Annotated in this window: 21 protein-coding genes; 6 read left to right on the top strand and 15 right to left on the bottom strand. The window is 69.6% G+C overall.

Annotated features, from left to right (window positions below; all coding sequences use genetic code 11):
* Positions 1-7 precede the first annotated feature (7 nt).
* Genes R8G01_08315 through R8G01_08305 form a run of 3 tightly spaced genes read right to left on the bottom strand, consistent with a single transcriptional unit; the run spans position 8 to position 1,837 of the window.
* The gene (locus tag R8G01_08315) at positions 8-685 is read right to left on the bottom strand and encodes a hypothetical protein (GenBank protein ID MDW3213982.1); all 678 of its coding nucleotides are present in this window, start codon (positions 683-685) and stop codon (positions 8-10) included.
* The gene (locus R8G01_08310; protein MDW3213981.1) at positions 682-1,287 is read right to left on the bottom strand and encodes a sigma-70 family RNA polymerase sigma factor; all 606 of its coding nucleotides are present in this window, start codon (positions 1,285-1,287) and stop codon (positions 682-684) included. Before R8G01_08310 ends, R8G01_08315 begins: the two co-directional genes overlap by 4 nt.
* 43 nt (positions 1,288-1,330) lie before the next feature.
* Entirely contained in the window at positions 1,331-1,837 is a 507-nt protein-coding gene (locus R8G01_08305; GenBank protein ID MDW3213980.1) for a MarR family transcriptional regulator, read from the bottom strand.
* A gap of 254 nt (positions 1,838-2,091) precedes the next feature.
* Between R8G01_08305 and R8G01_08300 the strand changes: the two genes are divergently transcribed.
* Positions 2,092-2,697, top strand: a complete 606-nt coding sequence (locus R8G01_08300) for a hypothetical protein (GenBank protein MDW3213979.1) — start codon at positions 2,092-2,094, stop codon at positions 2,695-2,697.
* Positions 2,698-2,807: 110 nt separating this feature from the next.
* Here R8G01_08300 and R8G01_08295 read toward each other — a convergent pair whose 3' ends face one another.
* Positions 2,808-3,338: a VOC family protein gene (locus tag R8G01_08295; GenBank protein ID MDW3213978.1), complete on the bottom strand. Its 531-nt coding sequence runs from the start codon at positions 3,336-3,338 to the stop codon at positions 2,808-2,810.
* A gap of 117 nt (positions 3,339-3,455) precedes the next feature.
* Here R8G01_08295 and R8G01_08290 point away from each other — a divergent pair, with 117 nt between their 5' ends.
* Complete coding sequence (locus R8G01_08290) at positions 3,456-5,348, top strand: S9 family peptidase (GenBank protein MDW3213977.1); 1,893 nt, start codon at positions 3,456-3,458, stop codon at positions 5,346-5,348.
* A gap of 17 nt (positions 5,349-5,365) precedes the next feature.
* On the opposite strand, the gene surE is transcribed toward R8G01_08290, so the two are convergent.
* Positions 5,366-6,181 (bottom strand): 5'/3'-nucleotidase SurE, encoded by an 816-nt coding sequence (surE, locus tag R8G01_08285; protein MDW3213976.1) that lies wholly within the window; start codon positions 6,179-6,181, stop codon positions 5,366-5,368.
* Positions 6,159-7,526 carry an amidohydrolase family protein gene (locus tag R8G01_08280; GenBank protein ID MDW3213975.1) on the bottom strand — a complete coding sequence of 456 codons (1,368 nt, stop codon included), beginning with the start codon at positions 7,524-7,526 and terminating at the stop codon, positions 6,159-6,161. The genes surE and R8G01_08280 overlap by 23 nt, the downstream gene beginning before the upstream one ends.
* A gap of 128 nt (positions 7,527-7,654) precedes the next feature.
* On the opposite strand from R8G01_08280, the gene R8G01_08275 reads away from it, so the two are divergent.
* A complete protein-coding gene (locus R8G01_08275; protein ID MDW3213974.1) occupies positions 7,655-8,452 on the top strand; it encodes an SDR family oxidoreductase in 798 nt (265 codons plus the stop codon).
* 6 nt (positions 8,453-8,458) lie between these two features.
* On the opposite strand, the gene R8G01_08270 is transcribed toward R8G01_08275, so the two are convergent.
* Positions 8,459-9,232, bottom strand: a complete 774-nt coding sequence (locus tag R8G01_08270) for a hypothetical protein (GenBank protein ID MDW3213973.1) — start codon at positions 9,230-9,232, stop codon at positions 8,459-8,461.
* A gap of 60 nt (positions 9,233-9,292) precedes the next feature.
* Positions 9,293-10,048 (bottom strand): maleylpyruvate isomerase family mycothiol-dependent enzyme, encoded by a 756-nt coding sequence (locus R8G01_08265; GenBank protein MDW3213972.1) that lies wholly within the window; start codon positions 10,046-10,048, stop codon positions 9,293-9,295.
* Between the two features lie 25 nt (positions 10,049-10,073).
* On the opposite strand from R8G01_08265, the gene R8G01_08260 reads away from it, so the two are divergent.
* Positions 10,074-10,736 carry a NifU family protein gene (locus R8G01_08260; GenBank protein ID MDW3213971.1) on the top strand — a complete coding sequence of 221 codons (663 nt, stop codon included), beginning with the start codon at positions 10,074-10,076 and terminating at the stop codon, positions 10,734-10,736.
* 18 nt (positions 10,737-10,754) lie between these two features.
* Here the strand turns inward: R8G01_08260 and R8G01_08255 are convergent, their stop codons facing one another.
* The 3 genes from R8G01_08255 to R8G01_08245 are packed head-to-tail and all read right to left on the bottom strand — an operon-like array spanning position 10,755 to position 12,923.
* The gene (locus R8G01_08255; protein MDW3213970.1) at positions 10,755-11,351 is read right to left on the bottom strand and encodes a TMEM165/GDT1 family protein; all 597 of its coding nucleotides are present in this window, start codon (positions 11,349-11,351) and stop codon (positions 10,755-10,757) included.
* Between the two features lie 5 nt (positions 11,352-11,356).
* Positions 11,357-12,523, bottom strand: a complete 1,167-nt coding sequence (locus tag R8G01_08250) for a PLP-dependent aspartate aminotransferase family protein (GenBank protein ID MDW3213969.1) — start codon at positions 12,521-12,523, stop codon at positions 11,357-11,359.
* The gene (locus R8G01_08245; GenBank protein MDW3213968.1) at positions 12,513-12,923 is read right to left on the bottom strand and encodes a VOC family protein; all 411 of its coding nucleotides are present in this window, start codon (positions 12,921-12,923) and stop codon (positions 12,513-12,515) included. The genes R8G01_08250 and R8G01_08245 overlap by 11 nt, the downstream gene beginning before the upstream one ends.
* A gap of 18 nt (positions 12,924-12,941) precedes the next feature.
* On the opposite strand from R8G01_08245, the gene R8G01_08240 reads away from it, so the two are divergent.
* Both R8G01_08240 and R8G01_08235 read left to right on the top strand, forming a co-directional pair.
* Positions 12,942-13,292 carry a VOC family protein gene (locus R8G01_08240; protein MDW3213967.1) on the top strand — a complete coding sequence of 117 codons (351 nt, stop codon included), beginning with the start codon at positions 12,942-12,944 and terminating at the stop codon, positions 13,290-13,292.
* Positions 13,289-13,777, top strand: coding sequence for a hypothetical protein (locus R8G01_08235; GenBank protein MDW3213966.1), 489 nt, complete (start codon positions 13,289-13,291; stop codon positions 13,775-13,777). The genes R8G01_08240 and R8G01_08235 overlap by 4 nt, the downstream gene beginning before the upstream one ends.
* 9 nt (positions 13,778-13,786) lie before the next feature.
* On the opposite strand, the gene R8G01_08230 is transcribed toward R8G01_08235, so the two are convergent.
* From R8G01_08230 to R8G01_08215, 4 genes are read right to left on the bottom strand one after another with little or no spacing between them, the layout of a single operon-like run.
* Positions 13,787-14,569 carry an inositol monophosphatase family protein gene (locus R8G01_08230; protein ID MDW3213965.1) on the bottom strand — a complete coding sequence of 261 codons (783 nt, stop codon included), beginning with the start codon at positions 14,567-14,569 and terminating at the stop codon, positions 13,787-13,789.
* Positions 14,566-16,509 (bottom strand): 1-deoxy-D-xylulose-5-phosphate synthase, encoded by a 1,944-nt coding sequence (locus R8G01_08225; GenBank protein MDW3213964.1) that lies wholly within the window; start codon positions 16,507-16,509, stop codon positions 14,566-14,568. The genes R8G01_08230 and R8G01_08225 overlap by 4 nt, the downstream gene beginning before the upstream one ends.
* A gap of 51 nt (positions 16,510-16,560) precedes the next feature.
* Positions 16,561-17,628 (bottom strand): hypothetical protein, encoded by a 1,068-nt coding sequence (locus R8G01_08220; protein MDW3213963.1) that lies wholly within the window; start codon positions 17,626-17,628, stop codon positions 16,561-16,563.
* Complete coding sequence (locus tag R8G01_08215) at positions 17,610-17,996, bottom strand: hotdog domain-containing protein (protein MDW3213962.1); 387 nt, start codon at positions 17,994-17,996, stop codon at positions 17,610-17,612. Before R8G01_08215 ends, R8G01_08220 begins: the two co-directional genes overlap by 19 nt.
* Between the last annotated feature and the right edge of the window lie 12 nt (positions 17,997-18,008).

Below are 18,008 nucleotides of genomic sequence, written 5' to 3'. Positions count from 1 at the left end.
CTCGCGGTCAGCGGCCGAAGGCGTCGTCGTAGATCGCCTGGAGCTCCGGGGTCGCCGGGCCGGTCTGGCCGCAGTAGTTGACGGTGCCGTCCCACGCACTGACGAGGTACTGGGCACCGATTTCCCAGGCGACGCCTCCGATCAGGGCTTCCATGCCCTCGGGGGCGTTGAGGGTGACCGCCTGCTCGGTGACGCCCGCGTAGGCCTCGTCGACCGTCAATCGCACGACGCCGGCGTCGGCCATGGTGACCGTGCCCTTGAAGGCGATCGGGTTCTGGGCGATCATCGTGGCGTCGACCACCATGCAACTCGCCATGCTGTCGTCGTTGCCGCTCGACAGTTCGAGCACGCTCGACTCGTCGGGCTGCGTCGGCACCGGGTCGGCCACCTCGGGTTCGTCGTCGCCGCCCGTCATCGCGACGGCACCGACGGCGAGCACGGCGACCGCAGCGGCTGCCCCAGCGAGAGCGAGCCAGCGTCGGGAGCCCGACGCGGTCGCACGAGCGTCGTCGACGGGTGCGACGGGACGTTCGGTGGTGTCTTCGGTCAACGGCGTGTTCATGACGGCCTCCAGGAGTGAGCGAGCCTCGTGGCTCGTGATCGGATCGATGGAGGTGCCGCCGGGGTCGGAGTGGGCGAGCGGGTCGGTCCGTCCGATGCGATCGCGCAGCTGATCGTCGTTCATCGTTCGGCTCCTCCTCGCCGGCTCGTCGGTCCCGGCGGCACCTCTGCTCCTGGAGTGTCCGCCTGCCGACCGATCCTGTCGGTCGCGCGGTGGTCGCCCAGCTGCGAGCCGAGCTTGCGCTTCGCTCGGCTGAGCGCCACGCTGACGGCGTTCGGGGTCACGTCGAGTGCGGTGGCGATCTCTCTCGGTTCGAGCCGTTCCCAGGCCCAGAGCCGCACGATCTCGGCCTCGCTCTCCGACAGCGTTCCGATCGCTGCGGCGAGTTCGGGGTCGCCCCGCTCGATCGCGAGTTGGGGATCGTCGTTCGTCTCGGGGCGCGGCTGGGCGGCGGTCCGTTCGACGAGCCGCAGACGTCGATCGTCGCCACGCCGGTGGTTGGCGAGGTTGCGCAGCGCTACTCCGATGCACCAGGGGAGCGGTTCTGGCGGCACGTCGTCGAGGCGCCGCCAGACCACGAGCAACGTGTCCGCGAGCACGTCGGCGGCGTCGTCGGAGCGGGCGCGACGCCGCAGGTATCGCTGCAGTGGCTCGTAGATCTCGGCTGCGACGACCTCGAAGCGGGCGCGCCGATCAGCATCGCTCGGGGCTGCGCGCGTGCTCATTCCCGGTTCCTGTCCGGCACCGACCGCATCCTGTCACCGAAGTTCAGTCGCTCGATCGCTGCCGTTCGATATCGAGCAGGAGTGGCGGTGTGCCGAGTGCCTGGGAGATCGTTCGACAGATGCCGTGGAGCCGGCGGACCTGCGTCTCGGTGAGCTGGTCGAACACCAGCTCGCGCACCTGGTCGACGTGGCCCGGTGCAGCAGCGTCGAGTACCTCGGTGCCGGCCGGCAGCAGCACCACCCTGGTCGCGCGTCCGTCGTCGGGGTCGGCGCAGCGCTCGACCCACGCTCGCTTCTCCATGCGCGTGATCACCTGTGAGAGGCGGGGGAGCTGTCCGTTCGTCACGGCCGCGAGGTCGCTCATCCGCAGCCCGACGGTGTCGTCCACCTGGGAGAGCGAGGCCAACACGCCGTACTCGTAGAACGACAGCCCGGAGTCTCGCTGGAGTTGAGCGTCGAGTGCGGGTTGCAGCTGCATCAGGACGCTGATCAGTGAGAGCCATGCCAGCTCCTCGTCGTCGGTGAGCCAGCGAACGGCGTCGTCATCCACGATCGACGATGCTAACGAGGCCCTGGTCGGCCGGAGGTGCCGATGGCTGCGCCCCGAGAACGAGGTCAGGCTGATCGACTCGTGTCACCCCGGGGCGATCGCTCGGCGAGGAGCGCGAGCCGGTCTCGGCGCCCGGCCGACGAGGTGGTTCACGGGGCGGCGGCGCCGGCGGCAGGGTCCGGCCCAGCGGAAAATCGTCCGACGTGGTCGTCGTGCTGTCGTACAGTGGGCTACCGATCCGATCGGAGGTCGACATGCGAGTGAAGCAGATCATGTGCGTAGCGGCGGGAATGGCGCTGGTGTTCGCTGCCTGCGGGGGTGACGACGACGCGACGCCCGGGGACGCAGGCGAGGACGTCGCAGCACCCGACGGCGGTGACGGTGACGCCGACGGCGATGGTGACGCCGATGGCGATGGCGATGGTGGCGGTGGCGACGCGTTCGGCATCTTCACGGTCGATGGCGAGGAGCTGAGATACGCGATGTCGGGCCTCGAGTACTCGCAGATCGAGGGCGTCGACGACATCACCCTCGAGGATTGTGATCCGAGCTTCTTCGGTGCAGGGTTTCGTGTCATCGGGTATCCGGTCGACGACAACGGCGACCTGGTGCTCGCCGAGAACGGTGACATCGACGGCATCGTCGACCTCCAGCTGCCCAACGACATGGACGACACCGAATTGATGGATGTCGACGGCTCGTTCGACTACGGGCCGATGGGGATCGACACCCGATACCGGGGCGACGACAGCGGCCAGACCGCGTACCAGATCGACGGCAGTCGCGTCACCGGAACGATCGTGATGAAGAACTCGAGCCAGGAGCCCACCGTCGTCGACTTCGAGATCGACTGTGGCTGACGAGACGCGCTGATCGCCGCGGCCTGATCGCCGCGGCTTGATCACCGTGGCCGACCCGCGCCTGGCGGATGCAGCTCGACGGCTCGCACACGTGTTGATCCCGGGCGGTGTTACTCGATGGTCCAGCCGTCGGGGAGCTTGGCGTCGCCGACGAGTTCGTGGGTATCGGGGTCCTGCTCGATGCCGTCGAGGTGTTCCCAGAGCATGATCACGTTGCCCCACGGGTCGACGAAGGAGGCGTTGGCGCCGCCGAACTCGGTCCAGAAGTGGTGGCGCCACTGCTCGGTGCCGCCGTTCGCGACCGCACGATCCATGATCGCGTCCATGTCGTCGTCGTCGGAGACCAGGATCCATGCCCTGGTCGTGCGGCCACCGGAGAACATCCGACGCTCGCCGCGTTCGGCCTCGGGTCGCGGATCGGGGCGGGGGTCGCCGGCGTACGACAGCCCCATGTGGAGATTGCCGGTCGGGCCCTGCGAGCCGTCGTCGATCTTGAAGTTCTGGCCGGGGATGATCCGGTGGAACACACCGGGGATGCGCTCCTCGATCTCCCACCCGAACACCTCGGTGTAGAAGCGGTTGGCTTCGTCGACATCGCCGACGGGGAAGTCCACGAAGACGAGAATGTTGGGGTAGTTCATGGTGAGGGTCCTCCTGAGCTGGTCGCCGATACCGTAGCACTTGGTCTGCTGGTCAGACCATCCGCGGCGAACGAACCAGCGACACGTGCCGGCGGTCCGCCTGCGAGGATGGCGGACATGCAACCGCTGCCCGCCGGAACCTGGCCGTCACCGATCACCGCTGCCACCCTGGTGGGGGGTGCGATCGGGATCGGCGAAGTCGTGGCCGACGGCGACGACGTCTGGTGGGCCGAACAGCGCCCCGAGGAGGCAGGCCGCACCGCGCTCGTCCGGTGGCGCGCCGGCGAGACGATCGAGGTCACCCCGCCGGGGGCGAACGTCCGCACCCGTGTGCACGAGTACGGCGGTGGTGCCTGGTGGGTCGATCGCGGCGCTGCGTACTACGTCGAGTTCGACGATCAGCGCCTGCGTCGGATCGAGCCGGGCGGCGAGCCCGAGATGCTCTCGCCCGAGCCAGCGGCGCCCCGTGCCCTGCGGTACGCCGACGGACGCGTGACGCCCGACGGTGCCTGGTACGGGTGCGTCCACGAACGCCACGGCGATCTCGAACACGTCGATCGTCGCGAAGCCGTGAACGAACTGGTGGCGGTCGCGACCGATGGCTCGCAGCGCATTGTGACCCTGGCCACCGGCGCCGACTTCTACGCCGCCCCCCGGGTGTCGCCCGACGGAACTCGCCTGGTGTGGATCCAGTGGATGCACCCGAACATGCCGTGGGACGCGACCGAACTCTGGATCGCCGACCTCGTCGACGGCGAGGCGACGAACCATCGCCGACTCGCCGGCAACGGCGACGAGGCGCTCCAGGAGCCGAACTGGGGGGCCGACGGCTCGCTGACGGTCGCGACCGATCGCACCGACTGGTGGAATCTGTACTCCGTCGATCTCGAATCCGGTGAGCTCACGCACCGGGCCGGTGGCGAGTACGACATCGTCGAACCGCACTGGGTGTTCGGCGGTTCCAGGTACGTGGGCGACATCCACGTCATCGCCGGCCCGACCGGCGACCGGTTGAGCAACGGCGTCGAGGTGCCGTACTCGTCGATCACCTCGCTCCGCCGCTCGGGTGATGCCCTCGTGTTCGTCGGGGCCTCGTTCTCCCACGAGTCCGAGGTCGTGCGACTCGTCGGTGCCGAGGTCGAGGTGCTGCGACCGGCTCGCGACCTGGGCCTCGACGACGTCTTCTTCCCGACCCCCGAGTTCATCGAGTACCCGACGACCGATGGCGGCACGGCATACGGCCTGTTCTCGGCGCCGGCGCACCCCGATCACGAACTCCCGGCCGGTGAGCGTCCGCCGCTGGTCGTGTTCATCCACGGCGGGCCCACATCGTCGGCCGACCGAGCGCTCCGGCTCGGACAGCGCTTCTGGACGAGCCGTGGATTCGCGGTCGTCGACGTCGACTACCGCGGCAGCACGAGCTACGGCCGCCGCTACCGCAACCTCCTCCGTGGCAACTGGTGCAAGACCGACGTCGACGACGCCGTGGCGGCCGCCCGGTACCTGGCCGATCGCGGCGACGTCGACGGTGGTCGCCTCGTGATCCGTGGCGGCAGCGCCGGGGGGACGACGACGCTGCTGGCGTTGGCGCACCATGACGTGTTCGCGACCGGGACCAACCTGTTCGGCGTGGCCGACCTCGAAGCGCTCCTGACCGACGACCACAAGTTCGAGTCGCAGTACGCCGTGTCGCTCGTCGGACCGTGGCCGGAGGCTGCCGACGTCTACGCCGAGCGGTCACCGATCAACCACGTCGACGCCATCTCCCGGCCGCTGCTCGTGCTGCAGGGTTCGGAGGATCCGGTGGTTCCACCCGCCCATTCGGAGAAGATCGTCGAGGCGATGCAGCGGAATGGCATCCCGGTCGGATCGATCGTGTTCGACGGCGAAGGGCACGGCTTCCGACGGGCGGAGAACATCGTGCGATCGGTCGAAGCCGAACTGTGGTTCTACGGCCACGTGCTCGGCTTCGAACCGGCCGACGAGATCGAACCCGTCCCGGTCGGGTAAGGGGCTCGGTCGAAGGTTCAGTTCAGGAGCTGGTCGAGCGCCGCCTCGGCCGAGCCGAGATCGCTCCGGGGTTCGGCCTGGAGCCGGGTCAGGTACGTCACCGACACCTTGCCGCGTTCGATCGTGCCGCCGTCGGTGTGCTCGGGCAGCTCGACCGGCTCACCCCAACTGACATCGACGTCGAACTCGTCGGGCTGACCCTCGCGGGGGACCAGCGTGGCCTGCGACATGGACCGGGGTGGCAGACCACCGACCTCGGTCATCGCCCAGCCGTCGATCTCCGACAGTTCGAGGTTCGGCACGTTGATGTTCGCGATCACCACGTCGGTCGGTGGTTCCTCCAGGTAGCCGCGTACGAACTCGGAGGCGACGGTCGCCGCCGTCTCCCACTTCTGGTGCGACGCGTCCCAGGCCTGACCCTCGACACCCCAACCGGTCGACGCCTGGCTCACGGCGATGCCCGACCAGCCGCCGTTGCGGCCTGACAGGCACGCGCCGACGGTGCCGGAGTGGTACACCGACCGGCCCACGTTCGCTCCCGGGTTGATGCCCGAGACCACGAGGTCGAACTGGCCGCCGAACGCACCCAGCCGGGCGTACATGACGGCGAGGGCCGGCGGGCCGTTGACCGCCCACGCTGCCGGAACCCCGTCGAGTCGGTGGCGGGTGACGTGTGGCACCCGCTCCCAGATCGCGCCGATCGCGGCCCCGGCACCCGAGTATTCCGAGTCGGGGGCAACGACGGTGACGTCACCGTGTTCGGTCATCGCCTGGGCGAGGGGGAGGATGCCCGGCGCGAGGACGCCGTCGTCATTCGTTACGAGGATGCGCACCACACTTGGATACCAGCAGCCGGTGCATTTCTTGCGCTTCGGCGGCCAGCGAACGGTGATCGACCGTCACGCAGGCCCCGTCCCGAACGACGACCCGGCCCGACGCGACCACATCGCGGACCGCTCGTCCGTCGCTGCCCCACACCACGGCCAGCGTCGGATCGTCGGCGTGCGGCGTCCACGCCGGTCCGGTGGTGTCGACGACGACCACGTCGGCCCGCTTGCCTGCCTCGAGCGATCCCAGTTCGTGGTCGAGGTGGAGCGCACGGGCGCCGTCGATCGTCGCCAGGCGCAGGGCCTGTCGGGCCGAGAAGGCGGTCGGCTCGCCGCGCGTGTCCTTGGCGAGCCCTGCGAACAGGCGTGCCGCGGCGAAGATGTCGATCGCGTCGCCGGCGTTCTCGCTGTCGCAACCGAGCGCGACGCGGCCGCCGTGGTGGATGAGGCGGGGGTGGTGGAACGAGCCACTGATGCCCTGCCCGAGTCGGAGATAGGCCCACGGGCACGATGCGACGGCGACGTCGTGGTCGAGGACGAGGTCGAGTTCGGCGTCGTCGATGTGGACCGCGTGGGCGACGAGCAGATGATCGCCGAGGACACCGAGGTCGGCGAGGTGTTGGAGCGGGCGGCGGTGGACGCGCTTGCGGTAGGCGATCGCGTCGGAGCCGCTCGGCGACATGTGGAACGTGAAGCCCGTGCCGCTCGAACGGGCGAGTTCGCCCGCTGCGCTGACCAGATCGTCGCTCATCAGGTCGTGTCCGACCAGCGTGACCCAACCATCGACCCTGGGGTGGCCGGCGGTGAGGTCGATCACGTGCCGCTGGCGGTCGAGGACCTGGTCGACCGAGCCGGCGTGGGTGCCGCCCTCGACGTCCCACCCCCACGAGCCCAGGGTCCCGCCGACACCGACGGCGTCGAACGCGGCGAGCACACGGCCGGGATGTGCGACCGTTCCGGCTTCGACGGTGAACGTGATGCCGTTCGTCACGGACTCGATGAGCGACAGCGTCGCCGACATCTGGTCGAGATCACCGGTGTGCGCTTCGTGGGAGGGAAGTGCCCACTGTTCGAGCGCATCGCCGAGACCGAGGTCGTCGGGGATCGTCGAGCTGATCAACCGGTCGCCCGTCAGATGCTGATGAGCGTTGACGAGTCCGGGCAGCACGACCGTGCCGGGTCCGCCGATCGTGTCGGCGGCCACGAAGCGTTCGGCGGCCTCGGCGGCGGTGGTGACGGCGACGATCCGCCCGCCCCGGACGGCGACGGCACCATCTCGAACATCGTCGCCGTCGGTCGCCATCGTCACGACGACGTCGCCCAGGATGATCAGGTCAACGGATTCGCTCACGGCTGAACCGTACGTCGTCGGTGCCTGCATGGCCTGGTCAGTGCTCGGTCGCGCCGGGTGTCGGCGGCTCGTCGAAACCAGTGACGGCCGCCTTCCTCCGGTCGTCGATCACCTGACAAGGTGGTCACATGGCCGGCCGCGACAGACCCCTCTCCGACAGGATCGCCCTCGTGACCGGCGGAGGTCGGGGCATCGGACGCGCGATCAGCGAACGACTCGCGGCCGAGGGGGCCGCCGTCGCGGTGAACTATCGACGTGACGCCGAAGCCGCTGCGACCACGGTCGGGGCGATCGAGTCGTCCGGCGGTGTGGCTCGCGCCTATGGCGCCTCGGTCGACGATGCGGATGCGATGTCGACGATGATCGGGCAGATCACCGCCGACCTGGGACCGGTGGACCTGCTCGTCTGTAACGCCGGGATCGCCTCACGGGGCCGATCGGTCGCCGACACCGACCCGGACGAACTGCTTCGGGTGCTGCACACCCACGCGGTGGGGGCGCACCACGCGTGCCGGCTCGTGCTGCCCGGGATGCGTGAGGGCGACCGGGGCGACATCGTGATGATCTCGTCGGTCGCCGCCCACAGCCACGGCGCCAACGGGGCGCCGTACAGCATGGGGAAGGCCGCGATCGAGTCGCTGGCGTTCACGCTCGCCAAGGAGGAACTCGCGCACGGCATCCACGTGAACATCGTCGCTCCCGGACTGGTCGAGACCGACATGGGCGTCCGGCTCGCTCGCGCGATCTACGCGAAGCGGGAGATGGACGATCTGCGTGAGCTGGACTCCAGCTTCCCGTTCGGCCGGGTGTGCCAACCGTCGGATGTCGCCGACGTGGTGTCGTACCTGTGCAGCGACGGTGCCGGGTACCTCACCGGACAGCGGATCGTCGTCGACGGGGGCGCCGACAGCATGCGGACCCGCTGAGCGCGATCAGTCGGAGATCGTGATCGGGTCGCTCCGCAGGCCGTCGACCTCGACCACGATCGAATCGGGGACGTCGCCGGTCGAGCACGCGGTGCCGACGCGGTCGCTGTCGAACCGGAACTCATAGCGGTTGCCGCTGGCGAACTCGCACACGAAGATCCGGGGACGGGTGGCGAAGCCCTCGATGGCGAATGCCACCACCAGGCACTCGTCGCCGCCGCTGCACGAGTCGAGCCTCGGTGTCACCGTCAGCGACCGTCCATCGGCCGCGGTGACCGTGACCGGATCGAGGCCCGACGGGTCGGTGGTGGCGACGGACGTCGGCGGGACCGTCGTGGTGCTGGTGCTGGTTGTGGTGCTGGTGCTGGTCGTCGAGCTGGTGGAGGCTGCGGTGGTACTCGGCGCGACCGTCGTCGCCGCTGCCACCGGAGCCGTGGTGACCGGTGCCGTGGTGACCGGGGCCGCGGTGACCGGGGCCGCGGTGTTCGGCGCCGCCGTGGTCGAGGTGTCGTCGGCGATCCCGATGGTGGACGGGGCGCCGGCCGGGGTGACATCGTCGGGTGTCGAGCCGCCCGTCAACGCGATGACGCCACCGATCAGGAGGCAGATCACCACACCGAACACGGCCGCGACGCCCCAGGGCAACCCCAGGATGCGCCGCGAGGTCGGCTCGTCGCCCGGGTCGCGATCGGGGAGCGTCGGAGGGGGCCCTTCCGGTGGCGGTTCGGCAGGGGTTCCGGCGAGTGGCGGCGGCAACGGAGATTCGTCCCAGACACTCACGCCCGGGAATGTATCGGCGCGTTCGGTGATGCGAGCCGGCGCTGGGCTGTTTCCCGTGGGTCACATGCCGGCGATGGCGAGCCAGTCGGCCAGTACCGACTCATCGCCCACCGGACTGAGTTCGTCGTCGCGCCCGCTCTCGCGACCCCACAACCGCAGCAGGATCGGTGCGGCCGGTCCACGGAGCGCTGCATCGCCCTTCTGATGGGCTCGGATCATGTGGTAGTCGCCGGCTTCCGACCACACGAGCCATTCACCGTCGACATCGGTGCAGTGGACGTGCAACGAGCCGGCCGGCACCGTGATGCCGCGTCCGGTGATCAGCCGCGGGATCGCCAGCTCGAAGTACTCGTCGATGCCATCGCTCGCCAGATCGGCGTCGAACTCGGCGTCGAGACCGACCGCGCGCTCGGCGTCCCAGCGGTGGACGGCCGTCTCGTGGGCCTGGCGGCGTGGCCACACCGCCCCGACCTGGTCGGTCGGGAACGGATGCCAGGTCGGGCCCGCCGGGTCGAGGCCGCGCAGGGTCGCGGCGAGTCCGGCCGCCCCGTCACGCAGCCAGCCGGCGGCGCGCTCGGGTTCGAACGCCTCGAGCGGCGGATCGTCGGCGGTCGGTGGTCGGCCGTTGGTCGCACAGAACTCGGCCCAGCGATGGATCTGCCCCACGTGCTCGGCCAGGCGGAGGACGTCCCAGCCCGGACACGCCGCGATCGGCACATCGGTCGATGCGGTCTCCAACAGCGCTGCGAACCGTTCGGTGTCGGCGGCGAGGTGGTCGAGGTACCAGTCGGTGGTGCGGGTCGGCTCGGCGTTCATCAGGTCCGACGGTAGCCTCAACCACATGAGTCCGCTCGAAGCATTGGCGTCCGGTGGCGGCGACGGCCAGACGGCCAGCCGCCCGATCATCTCGATCACCGAGGCCGCCCTCGGCAAACTGATCGAGCTCCGGGCCGACGAATCCGACGCCGACCAGCTCGGCCTCCGGCTCTCGATCGCGTCCGAGCCCGGCGAGGATTTTCGCTACGACCTGAGCTTCGACGAGTACCTCAAGGCAGCCTTCACCGACGAGGTCCGCACGCACGAAGGTGCCAACGACGAATCGATCAAGATCATCGTGCCGGGCGACGACGTCGAGCTGCTGCAAGATGCCACGCTCGACTACACCGACACGCAGGGTCTCGTCATCCGCAACCCCAACCGACCGCAGGCGCCGTCGATCGAGGGCCTGACCCGCGATGACGAACTCTCGGCCGAGATCGAGGCGTTGGTGTCCTCCGAGGTCAACCCGGCGCTCGCCGCGCACGGCGGGTTCGTCACCTACATGGGGCACGACGGCGAGGGCACCGCGTTCATGACCATGGGCGGCGGGTGCCACGGTTGCTCGATGAGCAAGATGACCATGCTCGAGGGTGTCCAGACGATGCTCAGCGAGCAGATCCCGGCGATCGAGCGGGTCAAGGACCTCACCGACCACTCGACCGGCGAGAACCCCTTCTACAGCTGACGCGCCCGCTGATCGGCGTCACCAGGCGGCAGCGATCAACGCCACGCCGAATCCGGCGAACAGCACCGCGGAAGCGATCTGGATCTTGCGCGGTTCGATCCGCTGACCGATCCGGCTCCCGGCGACCGCTCCCAGCATCCCGGCGGTGACCACGCCCCCGGTGGCGCCGAGCCACGTCGCGAACGGGTTGGCCTGAGCGGCGAGGGCGGCGGTCGCGAGCTGCGTCTTGTCACCGAACTCCGCGATCGCGATCGTGAGGGCGATCGAAGCGACGACGCTGCGGGCACCGAGCCGCCGGGTCGGCTGCCCGTCGTCCTCGCCGCCCGATTCCTCGTCGTCGTGGTCGAGATCACGCCATGCCAAGACCGCGAAGACCAGGAACAGGGCGCCGGCCGCCAGACCGACCGGGCGCTCCGGCAAAGTGGCCCCCAGCAGCCCGCCCACGAGCGCGGCGATCGCCCCTGCTGCCGCGTATCCGAGCGTGAGTCCGAGCGCCACGGTGCGAAGGCCGTGGCGTGCGCCGTACCCGAGCGCGAGGAGCTGGGTCTTGTCGCCGAGTTCGGCGATGAACACGACCCCGAACGCGGACGCGACGGCAACCACCAGACTCCACATCGGAATCAGACCAGCGAGCGTTCGAAGTCGGCGAGCAGATCGTCGGTGTCTTCGAGGCCGACGCTGACCCGCACCAGCCCGTCGGTGATGCCCATCGACCGCTGCTCGTCGAGCGAGAGGCTGGCGTGGGTGGTGGTCATCGGATGGCACACGAGCGTTTCCGGCCCACCGAGCGATGTGGCACAGCGCGCGAGTTCGAGCCCGTCGAATAGTTTGGAGACGGCATCGCGCCCGCCGGCGTGCTCGAACGCGAGCACGGTGCCGAACTGGCGCATCTGTCGAGCCGCGAGCTCGTGCTGCGGGTGCGACGCCAGGCCCGGATAGTGGACCGCAGCGACGTCGGTGTGGGTTTCGAGCCACGCGGCGAGACGGCCCGCCGACGCCGACTGGTGTGCGGTGCGTACCGCCAACGTCCGAACGCCGCGCAGTGCGTTGAGCGAGTCGAACGGCGACGCCATCGCGCCGTGCAGCACCGCGTAGGCCCAGACGGCATCGACGAGTTCGCGTTCGCCGGCGATCACCCCCAACGTCGCGTCGTTGTGCCCGGCGATGCCCTTGGTCGCCGAGTGCAGGACGAGGTCGATGCCGTGAGCCAGCGGCTGCTGACCGAGCGGTGTGCCGAACGTGGAGTCGACCACGGTGAACGGGCCCATGATCGAGCCGAGCTCGTCGAGATCGCACAGCTCGAGCCGTGGATTCGACGGTGTCTCGGCGATCACCATCGTCGTGCGGCCGGGTTGCACGGCAGCGGCGAAGGCTCCGGGTTCGGTGCCGTCGACCAGGGTGGTCTCGATGCCGAAGCGAGCGCACGGGCCCTGGAGGAAGGCGAGTGTCCCGGCATACAACTGTTTCGCGGCGACGATGTGATCGCCGGAGGAGCAGAGCGCGAGCACGGTCGACGCGATGGCGCCCATCCCGCTCGCGAAGGCGAGCGCGTCCTCCGCGGCTTCGAGTTCGGCGATCGCCTGCTCGAACGACCGCACGGTCGGGTTGCCGTAGCGGCCGTAGAACTCGTCGGCGCGGGTGGCGACGGCGCGTCGGTTGGCGTCGTCGAGGCACGACGACTCCCAGACGCTCGACGCCCACAGTGCCGGAGCGAGCGACGCCCCGCTGGCCCCACGGCCGGACCGGATGGCGCGACTGGCCGGTCGGAGATCGCGATCAGGTGACACAGAACTCGTTGCCTTCGGGGTCGGTCATCACCATCCACCATCCGCCGTGCTCGTCGACGCGGCGCACGGCCGTGGCGCCGGCCTCGACGAGTTGCTCGATCTTGGTGTGCTTGGCGTCGTCGCTGCGACCGGCGCGGATGTCGAGGTGGACACGGTTCTTCACGGTCTTCGGTTCGGGCACCCGCAGGAACAGGATGCGAGGACCGATGTCGTCGGGGTCGACGATCGCGCTGATCGAACCGGCCGCCGGCGTCGGGATCCCGCTCGCGCGCAGGAAATCCTCCCATGACAGGTAGCCGGCGGGCGGTGGCTCCTCGACGTAGTCGAGCGCGATCGACCAGAACCGACTCATGGCATCGGCGTCGGCACAATCGATCGTGACCTGGAACGGCGTGCCCATCCGGCGTACGGTACCGCCATGGCCATCGGCTCGCTGCACGAGATCGTCATCGATTGCTCCAACCCGGAGGCGCTCGCGCGGTTCTGGCAGGCGCTCATCGGGGGTGAGGTCGAGATCGAGAGCCGGGACTGGGTCGTGCTCGACGGCGACGACGAGGGGTTCTACTTCGGGTTCCAGCGTGTGCCGGAACCGAAGTCGGGCAAGAACCGCATCCACATCGACGTCGAGGTCGACGATCTCACCACGGCGGTCGACGAGGCCGAGCAGCTCGGCGCCCGCAAGATCGGACCCGTGGTCGACGAAGGCGACGGGTCGTTCCAGGTGATGGCCGACCCGGGCGGCAACGAGTTCTGCTTCATCTTGTCGTGACGCTCCGACGACCGGGCGACGACGCCCGCCGCCTCGCCGACACCGACCTGCCGACGCCGTTCAGCGCCGACGAGATCCGCGACGCAACACCCGACGGTCACACCGTCGAGACCGTGACCACCACCACCACCGACGACGACGCCGTCACGTCACGCCGGCGGACCACGTTCCTCGACGGCGACGAGGCCGGCGTGACCATGCGGCTCGACACGTTCGACGCCGACGGCAACGCCGCCGGCGAGCCCATGACGTTCCGCACCGCATGGGTCGACCTGCAGTCGCACGCCTCGTTCCCCGTTGCGGCCGCGGAGCGCTCGTGGGAGACCATCGAGACACCGCTCGGTGAGCTCGAGTGCCTCCGCTATGACACCGAGGCGATGACCTGCTGGTTCGCGGTCGAACACCCGGGCATGCCCGTGGTGATGACCGCTGCGGCCGACGAGGTGATCACGACGACCACGGTCGTGTCGATCGACGACGGGTGAGCGGCGCGATCAGCGGTTCAGGCGGGCGACGACCTGCTCGTGCAATCGGCCGTTGCTGCTGATCGCCGTCGGGTGCTCGTGGGTCGCGTTGCCGAACCGGTCGGTGAGCACGCCACCGGCTTCTTCGACGATGATCCGCACGGCGGCGATGTCGTAGGGGGCGACACCCACCGCATCGATCCCGAGGTCGAGGGCGCCTTCGGCGACGAGGCAGTGCTGCCAGAAGTCACCGAACCCGCGCGCTCGTCGCGCTGCCCGAGCGATCGCGACGAGTTCACCGCTGAGCCCGAGATCGTCCCACCCGTCGTTGAACGTCACGCTGACCTGTGCGTCCGCCAGGTCGGCGACGTCGGACACGTGGCACCGCGAGCCATCGGCGAACGCTCCGAGGCCGAGGCCGGCCCACCAGCGGTGTCCGAGGGCCGGCGCCGACACGACACCGACGACCACGCCTCGTTCGGCGTGCGTGAGGGCGATCAGCGTGGCCCAGACGGGGAGACCGCGGACGAACCCGGACGTGCCGTCGATCGGGTCGACGACCCATCGCCACGGCGACTCGGCGGAGCCCTGGGCGCCATGCTCTTCGCCGAAGAACCCGTGGTCGGGCCGTTCGGCCAGGACACGCTCGGCCAGCAGCGCCTCGGCGCCACGGTCGGCCTCGGTGACCTCCGACCGGTCGTCCTTCCAGCCGAGGGTGAAGTCGGCCTGCTCGAAACGCGGGAGCGTGAACGCGTCGGCGGTGTCGGCGAGCGAGAGCGCGAAGCCGAGTTCGGCGGCGATGCCGTCGGTCATGCCGACCGGTCGAGCAGGTCGCGAGCCGCGCCGGCGATGCCGGCGGCGTCGAGCCCGAGTCGAGCCATGATCTGCTTGGGGTCGCCGTGGTTCACGAACTGGGTCGGCACGCCGAGCACGGTGACCGGCACCGCCGCGGCGATCGTGCCGATCTGGTCGAGCATCGCCATGCCGATACCGCCGGCGCGGATCCCGTCTTCGACGGTGACGACAGCAGGGTGGGAGGCGGCGTCGGCGATCATGTCGGGGTCGAGCGGTGCGCACGAGCGGACGTCCCAGACGGTGGCGTCGATGCCGTCGGCGGCGAGCGCTTCGGCCGCCTTGAGGCTGTGCTCGAGCATGCGGCCGACGGCCAGGATGCAGACGTCGGTGCCCTGACGGTTGCGGCGGGCGTGGAGGCCGGTGCCGACCTCGTGCTCGGGGACCTGCCGCGCGGCGCCTCGCGGGTACCGGATCATGACCGGACCGGCGTCGGCCAGACCGGCGGCGTCGTCGAGCATCTGCTGGAGCTCTTGCGCGCTCGACGGGGCCAGCACGCGCATGCCCGGCACCTTGGAGAGCAGTGCCATGTCGTACAACCCGTGATGGCTGGCGCCGTCGGGTCCGGTGATGCCCGCACGGTCGAGGCAGAAGATGACCGGCAGGCGATGCATCGACACGTCGTAGACGACCTGATCCCAGGCCCGCGACAGGAACGTGGAGTAGATCGCGACGACCGGTCGCAGGCCGGACATGGCCATGCCGGCGGCACCGGCGACGGCGTGCTGCTCGGCGATGCCGACGTCGAAGAACCGGTCGGGGAAGTGCTCCTGGAACGGAATGAGGCCGGTCGGACCCGGCATCGCTGCCGTGATCGCGACGATGCGCGGATCACGCTCGGCGACCTTGATCACCCCCTCGGCGAAAGCCTGCGTGTAGCCGGTCGGCACGGCTTTGGGCGGCCCGACGACCGGGTCGAACACCGGTGCGTCGTGGAGGTGTTTCTCGTCGTCGTCCTCGGCCGGCGAGTAACCGCGACCCTTCTGCGTGAGAACGTGGACGACGATGGGGCCCTCTTCGGACAGTTGCTCGGCGTTGCGGAACGCGGCCTCCATCTCGGCGATGTCGTGACCGTTGAACGGGCCGACGTACCGCACCCCGAGCGACTCGAAGAAGGCCGGCGGTTGCAGGAACTCTCGAACGCCGGCCTTGAAGCCCTCCATCGCCTTCTCGGCCTGCGGGCCGATCGCCGGCAGGTTGGCGAGGAAGTCCTCGATCCGGCGTTGCCGGCGGACGTACACCGGGTTGAGGCGGATGTCGGTGAGTGCGTGAGCGAGCTTGTCGGTCAGCTTGGCCGGGATGCTCGGATGGTTCGAGCGGGCGTCGGTGCCCTGGCTGTTCGCCGAGAGGTTCGACACGGTCGGTGCGTAGCTCCGGCCGTTGTCGTTGAGCACGATGATGACGCGCCGCTTGCTGTGACCGAGGTTGTTGATGGCCTCGTAGGCCATGCCGCCGGTCATGGCGCCGTCACCGATCACGGCGACGATGTGACGGTGGTCGTCGACCCCGGCGTCGCGGGCGACGGCCATGCCGTACGCGTAGCTCAGCACCGTGGAGGCGTGGCTGTTCTCGATGTGGTCGTGCCGGCTCTCTTCGCGGCTCGGGTAGCCGGACAGGCCATCGCCCTGGCGGAGCGACTCGAACCGATGGCGACGTCCGGTCACGATCTTGTGGACGTACGCCTGATGCCCGGTGTCCCAGAGGATCGCGTCGGTCGGCGAGTCGAACACCCGGTGCAGCGCCAGCGAGAGCTCGACCGCTCCGAGGTTCGAGCCGAGGTGGCCACTGGTCTTGGAGACGGCCTCGACGACGAAGTCGCGGATCTCCCCGGCGAGCGCGCCCAGCTCGTCGATCGACAGGCCGCGCAGGTCTGCCGGCTCGTTGATGTGTTCGAGATACATCTCGGGTCGACGCTACCGCCGGTGGCAGGGCCTCCGGTAGTCGGGTCGGGGTCAGCCGCAGACGCCGTCGGGCACGGCGACGACCTCGGCGCCGTCGCCCAGGTCGAACTGCTCGAACTCGATGCGGAGCAGCCCGCTCGTCACGAGATCGCCCTGGGTCGCGGGCAGCACGCCGTTCTGGGCGAAGAACGCCTCGATCGCGACCTCCAGCGTGCGTCGCTGTGTCGCACAATCGTCCGCGCTCGGCGGAGGAGGGGCGGTGAGGTCGATGCCGTCGCACGAACCACCGGCGACCGGGCGGACCATGCCGTCGACCAGTTCGACGGCGAGCTCCGCCCCGGGGTCCGGCTCGCGCACGAGCGACTCGTCGACGAGGTCCTGCCAGGTCGGCTCGGTGCCGAACTGGGCGACATAGGCCTCGCGGGCGACCGTCAGCGTCTTCGCCTCGACCCGACACCGCTGCGCCTGCAGCTCGTCGACGTCCGCGGCGACGAAGTCGAGGCACGCCGAGTCGGCCGTGGGGCGGAGCGTGTCGTCGACGACCTCCCACATCGTGACGGGTTCGGCGAAGAGGCCGGCGGCTTCGACCTGGGCGATCGTGTCGGGCTCGACGCCCTCGATCGCGGCGTACTGCGAGGCGCCGGCGAAGACGACGGCGAGCTGGCGTGCGCAGTCGGGCCCGCCGAACGATGCGATGTCGTCGTCGGTGAAGTCGGCCAACACGCTGTCGACGGTGAGCGCCTCGCCGGCCCCGGCGTCGGTCACGATCTCGGCGGCGGGAATCGTGGTCGGGACGTCGCCGCACGCGGGGTCCTGGGGCACCAGTTCACCGTCGACCACGTCCCACAACTCGGACTCGGCGCGCACGTAGTCGCCCGCGATCAGGGCTGCCTCGTCGGGCGCGGGCTCGCCCTCTCGGACTTCGTAGACCTCCAGCACGGTGCGGAAGCTCGATGCCTCCGAACCGCACGCCAGCATTCGGGACTCGTCGATCGCATCGAGGCCCGGTTCGATGACGTTCTCGCGGATGGCACCGTTCTCGGTGCCGTCGGCCTGCGCGCATCCGCTGACGACGGCGGCAGCGGCCAGCAGGCCGGTGATCAGTCGGCGCTGCAGCACTTCGACATGAACTTGTCGACGTCGATCATGACGCGGGTCACCTTGCCGGCGGCGACGAGGCCGCCGGAATCGGACGCCGTCACCGTGAAGGTGATGCGACGACCCTCGATCTTGTCGAGTGAGGCTTCCACGACGATCTCCGCGCCGACCGGGGTCGGCTGCAGGTGATCGACCTGGACGCGCATGCCGACCGAGGACTGCCCGTCGTCGAGGACGCCGCGCAGGGCGTCGATCGTGGCCTGCTCGAACAGCGCCACGAGACGAGGGGTGCCGAGCACCTCCACGTCGCCCGAGCCCAGCGCGATGGCCGTGTCGGTGTCACCGACGACCAGGCGTGCCTCGCCTTTGAGTCCGACCGCTGCATTCACGGATCGCCACGT

Source organism: Ilumatobacteraceae bacterium, from assembly GCA_033344875.1.
Classification (GTDB): domain Bacteria; phylum Actinomycetota; class Acidimicrobiia; order Acidimicrobiales; family Ilumatobacteraceae; genus Ilumatobacter.
The sequence above is the reverse complement of the archived record's forward strand: the minus strand, read 5'-3'. Positions and strand labels throughout refer to the sequence as shown.

What these genes read in the sequence shown, in the direction of transcription:
- R8G01_08240 (MDW3213967.1), top strand. Translation starts at nt 12,942, where the DNA reads ATGGCCATCGGCTCGCTGCACGAGATCGTCATCGATTGCTCCAACCCG.
- R8G01_08230 (MDW3213965.1), bottom strand. Translation starts at nt 14,569, where the DNA reads ATGACCGACGGCATCGCCGCCGAACTCGGCTTCGCGCTCTCGCTCGCC.
- R8G01_08260 (MDW3213971.1), top strand. Translation starts at nt 10,074, where the DNA reads ATGAGTCCGCTCGAAGCATTGGCGTCCGGTGGCGGCGACGGCCAGACG.
- R8G01_08295 (MDW3213978.1), bottom strand. Translation starts at nt 3,338, where the DNA reads ATGAACTACCCCAACATTCTCGTCTTCGTGGACTTCCCCGTCGGCGAT.
- R8G01_08275 (MDW3213974.1), top strand. Translation starts at nt 7,655, where the DNA reads ATGGCCGGCCGCGACAGACCCCTCTCCGACAGGATCGCCCTCGTGACC.
- R8G01_08290 (MDW3213977.1), top strand. Translation starts at nt 3,456, where the DNA reads ATGCAACCGCTGCCCGCCGGAACCTGGCCGTCACCGATCACCGCTGCC.
- R8G01_08225 (MDW3213964.1), bottom strand. Translation starts at nt 16,509, where the DNA reads ATGTATCTCGAACACATCAACGAGCCGGCAGACCTGCGCGGCCTGTCG.
- R8G01_08300 (MDW3213979.1), top strand. Translation starts at nt 2,092, where the DNA reads ATGCGAGTGAAGCAGATCATGTGCGTAGCGGCGGGAATGGCGCTGGTG.
- R8G01_08315 (MDW3213982.1), bottom strand. Translation starts at nt 685, where the DNA reads ATGAACGACGATCAGCTGCGCGATCGCATCGGACGGACCGACCCGCTC.
- R8G01_08265 (MDW3213972.1), bottom strand. Translation starts at nt 10,048, where the DNA reads ATGAACGCCGAGCCGACCCGCACCACCGACTGGTACCTCGACCACCTC.
- R8G01_08245 (MDW3213968.1), bottom strand. Translation starts at nt 12,923, where the DNA reads ATGGGCACGCCGTTCCAGGTCACGATCGATTGTGCCGACGCCGATGCC.
- R8G01_08255 (MDW3213970.1), bottom strand. Translation starts at nt 11,351, where the DNA reads ATGTGGAGTCTGGTGGTTGCCGTCGCGTCCGCGTTCGGGGTCGTGTTC.
- R8G01_08310 (MDW3213981.1), bottom strand. Translation starts at nt 1,287, where the DNA reads ATGAGCACGCGCGCAGCCCCGAGCGATGCTGATCGGCGCGCCCGCTTC.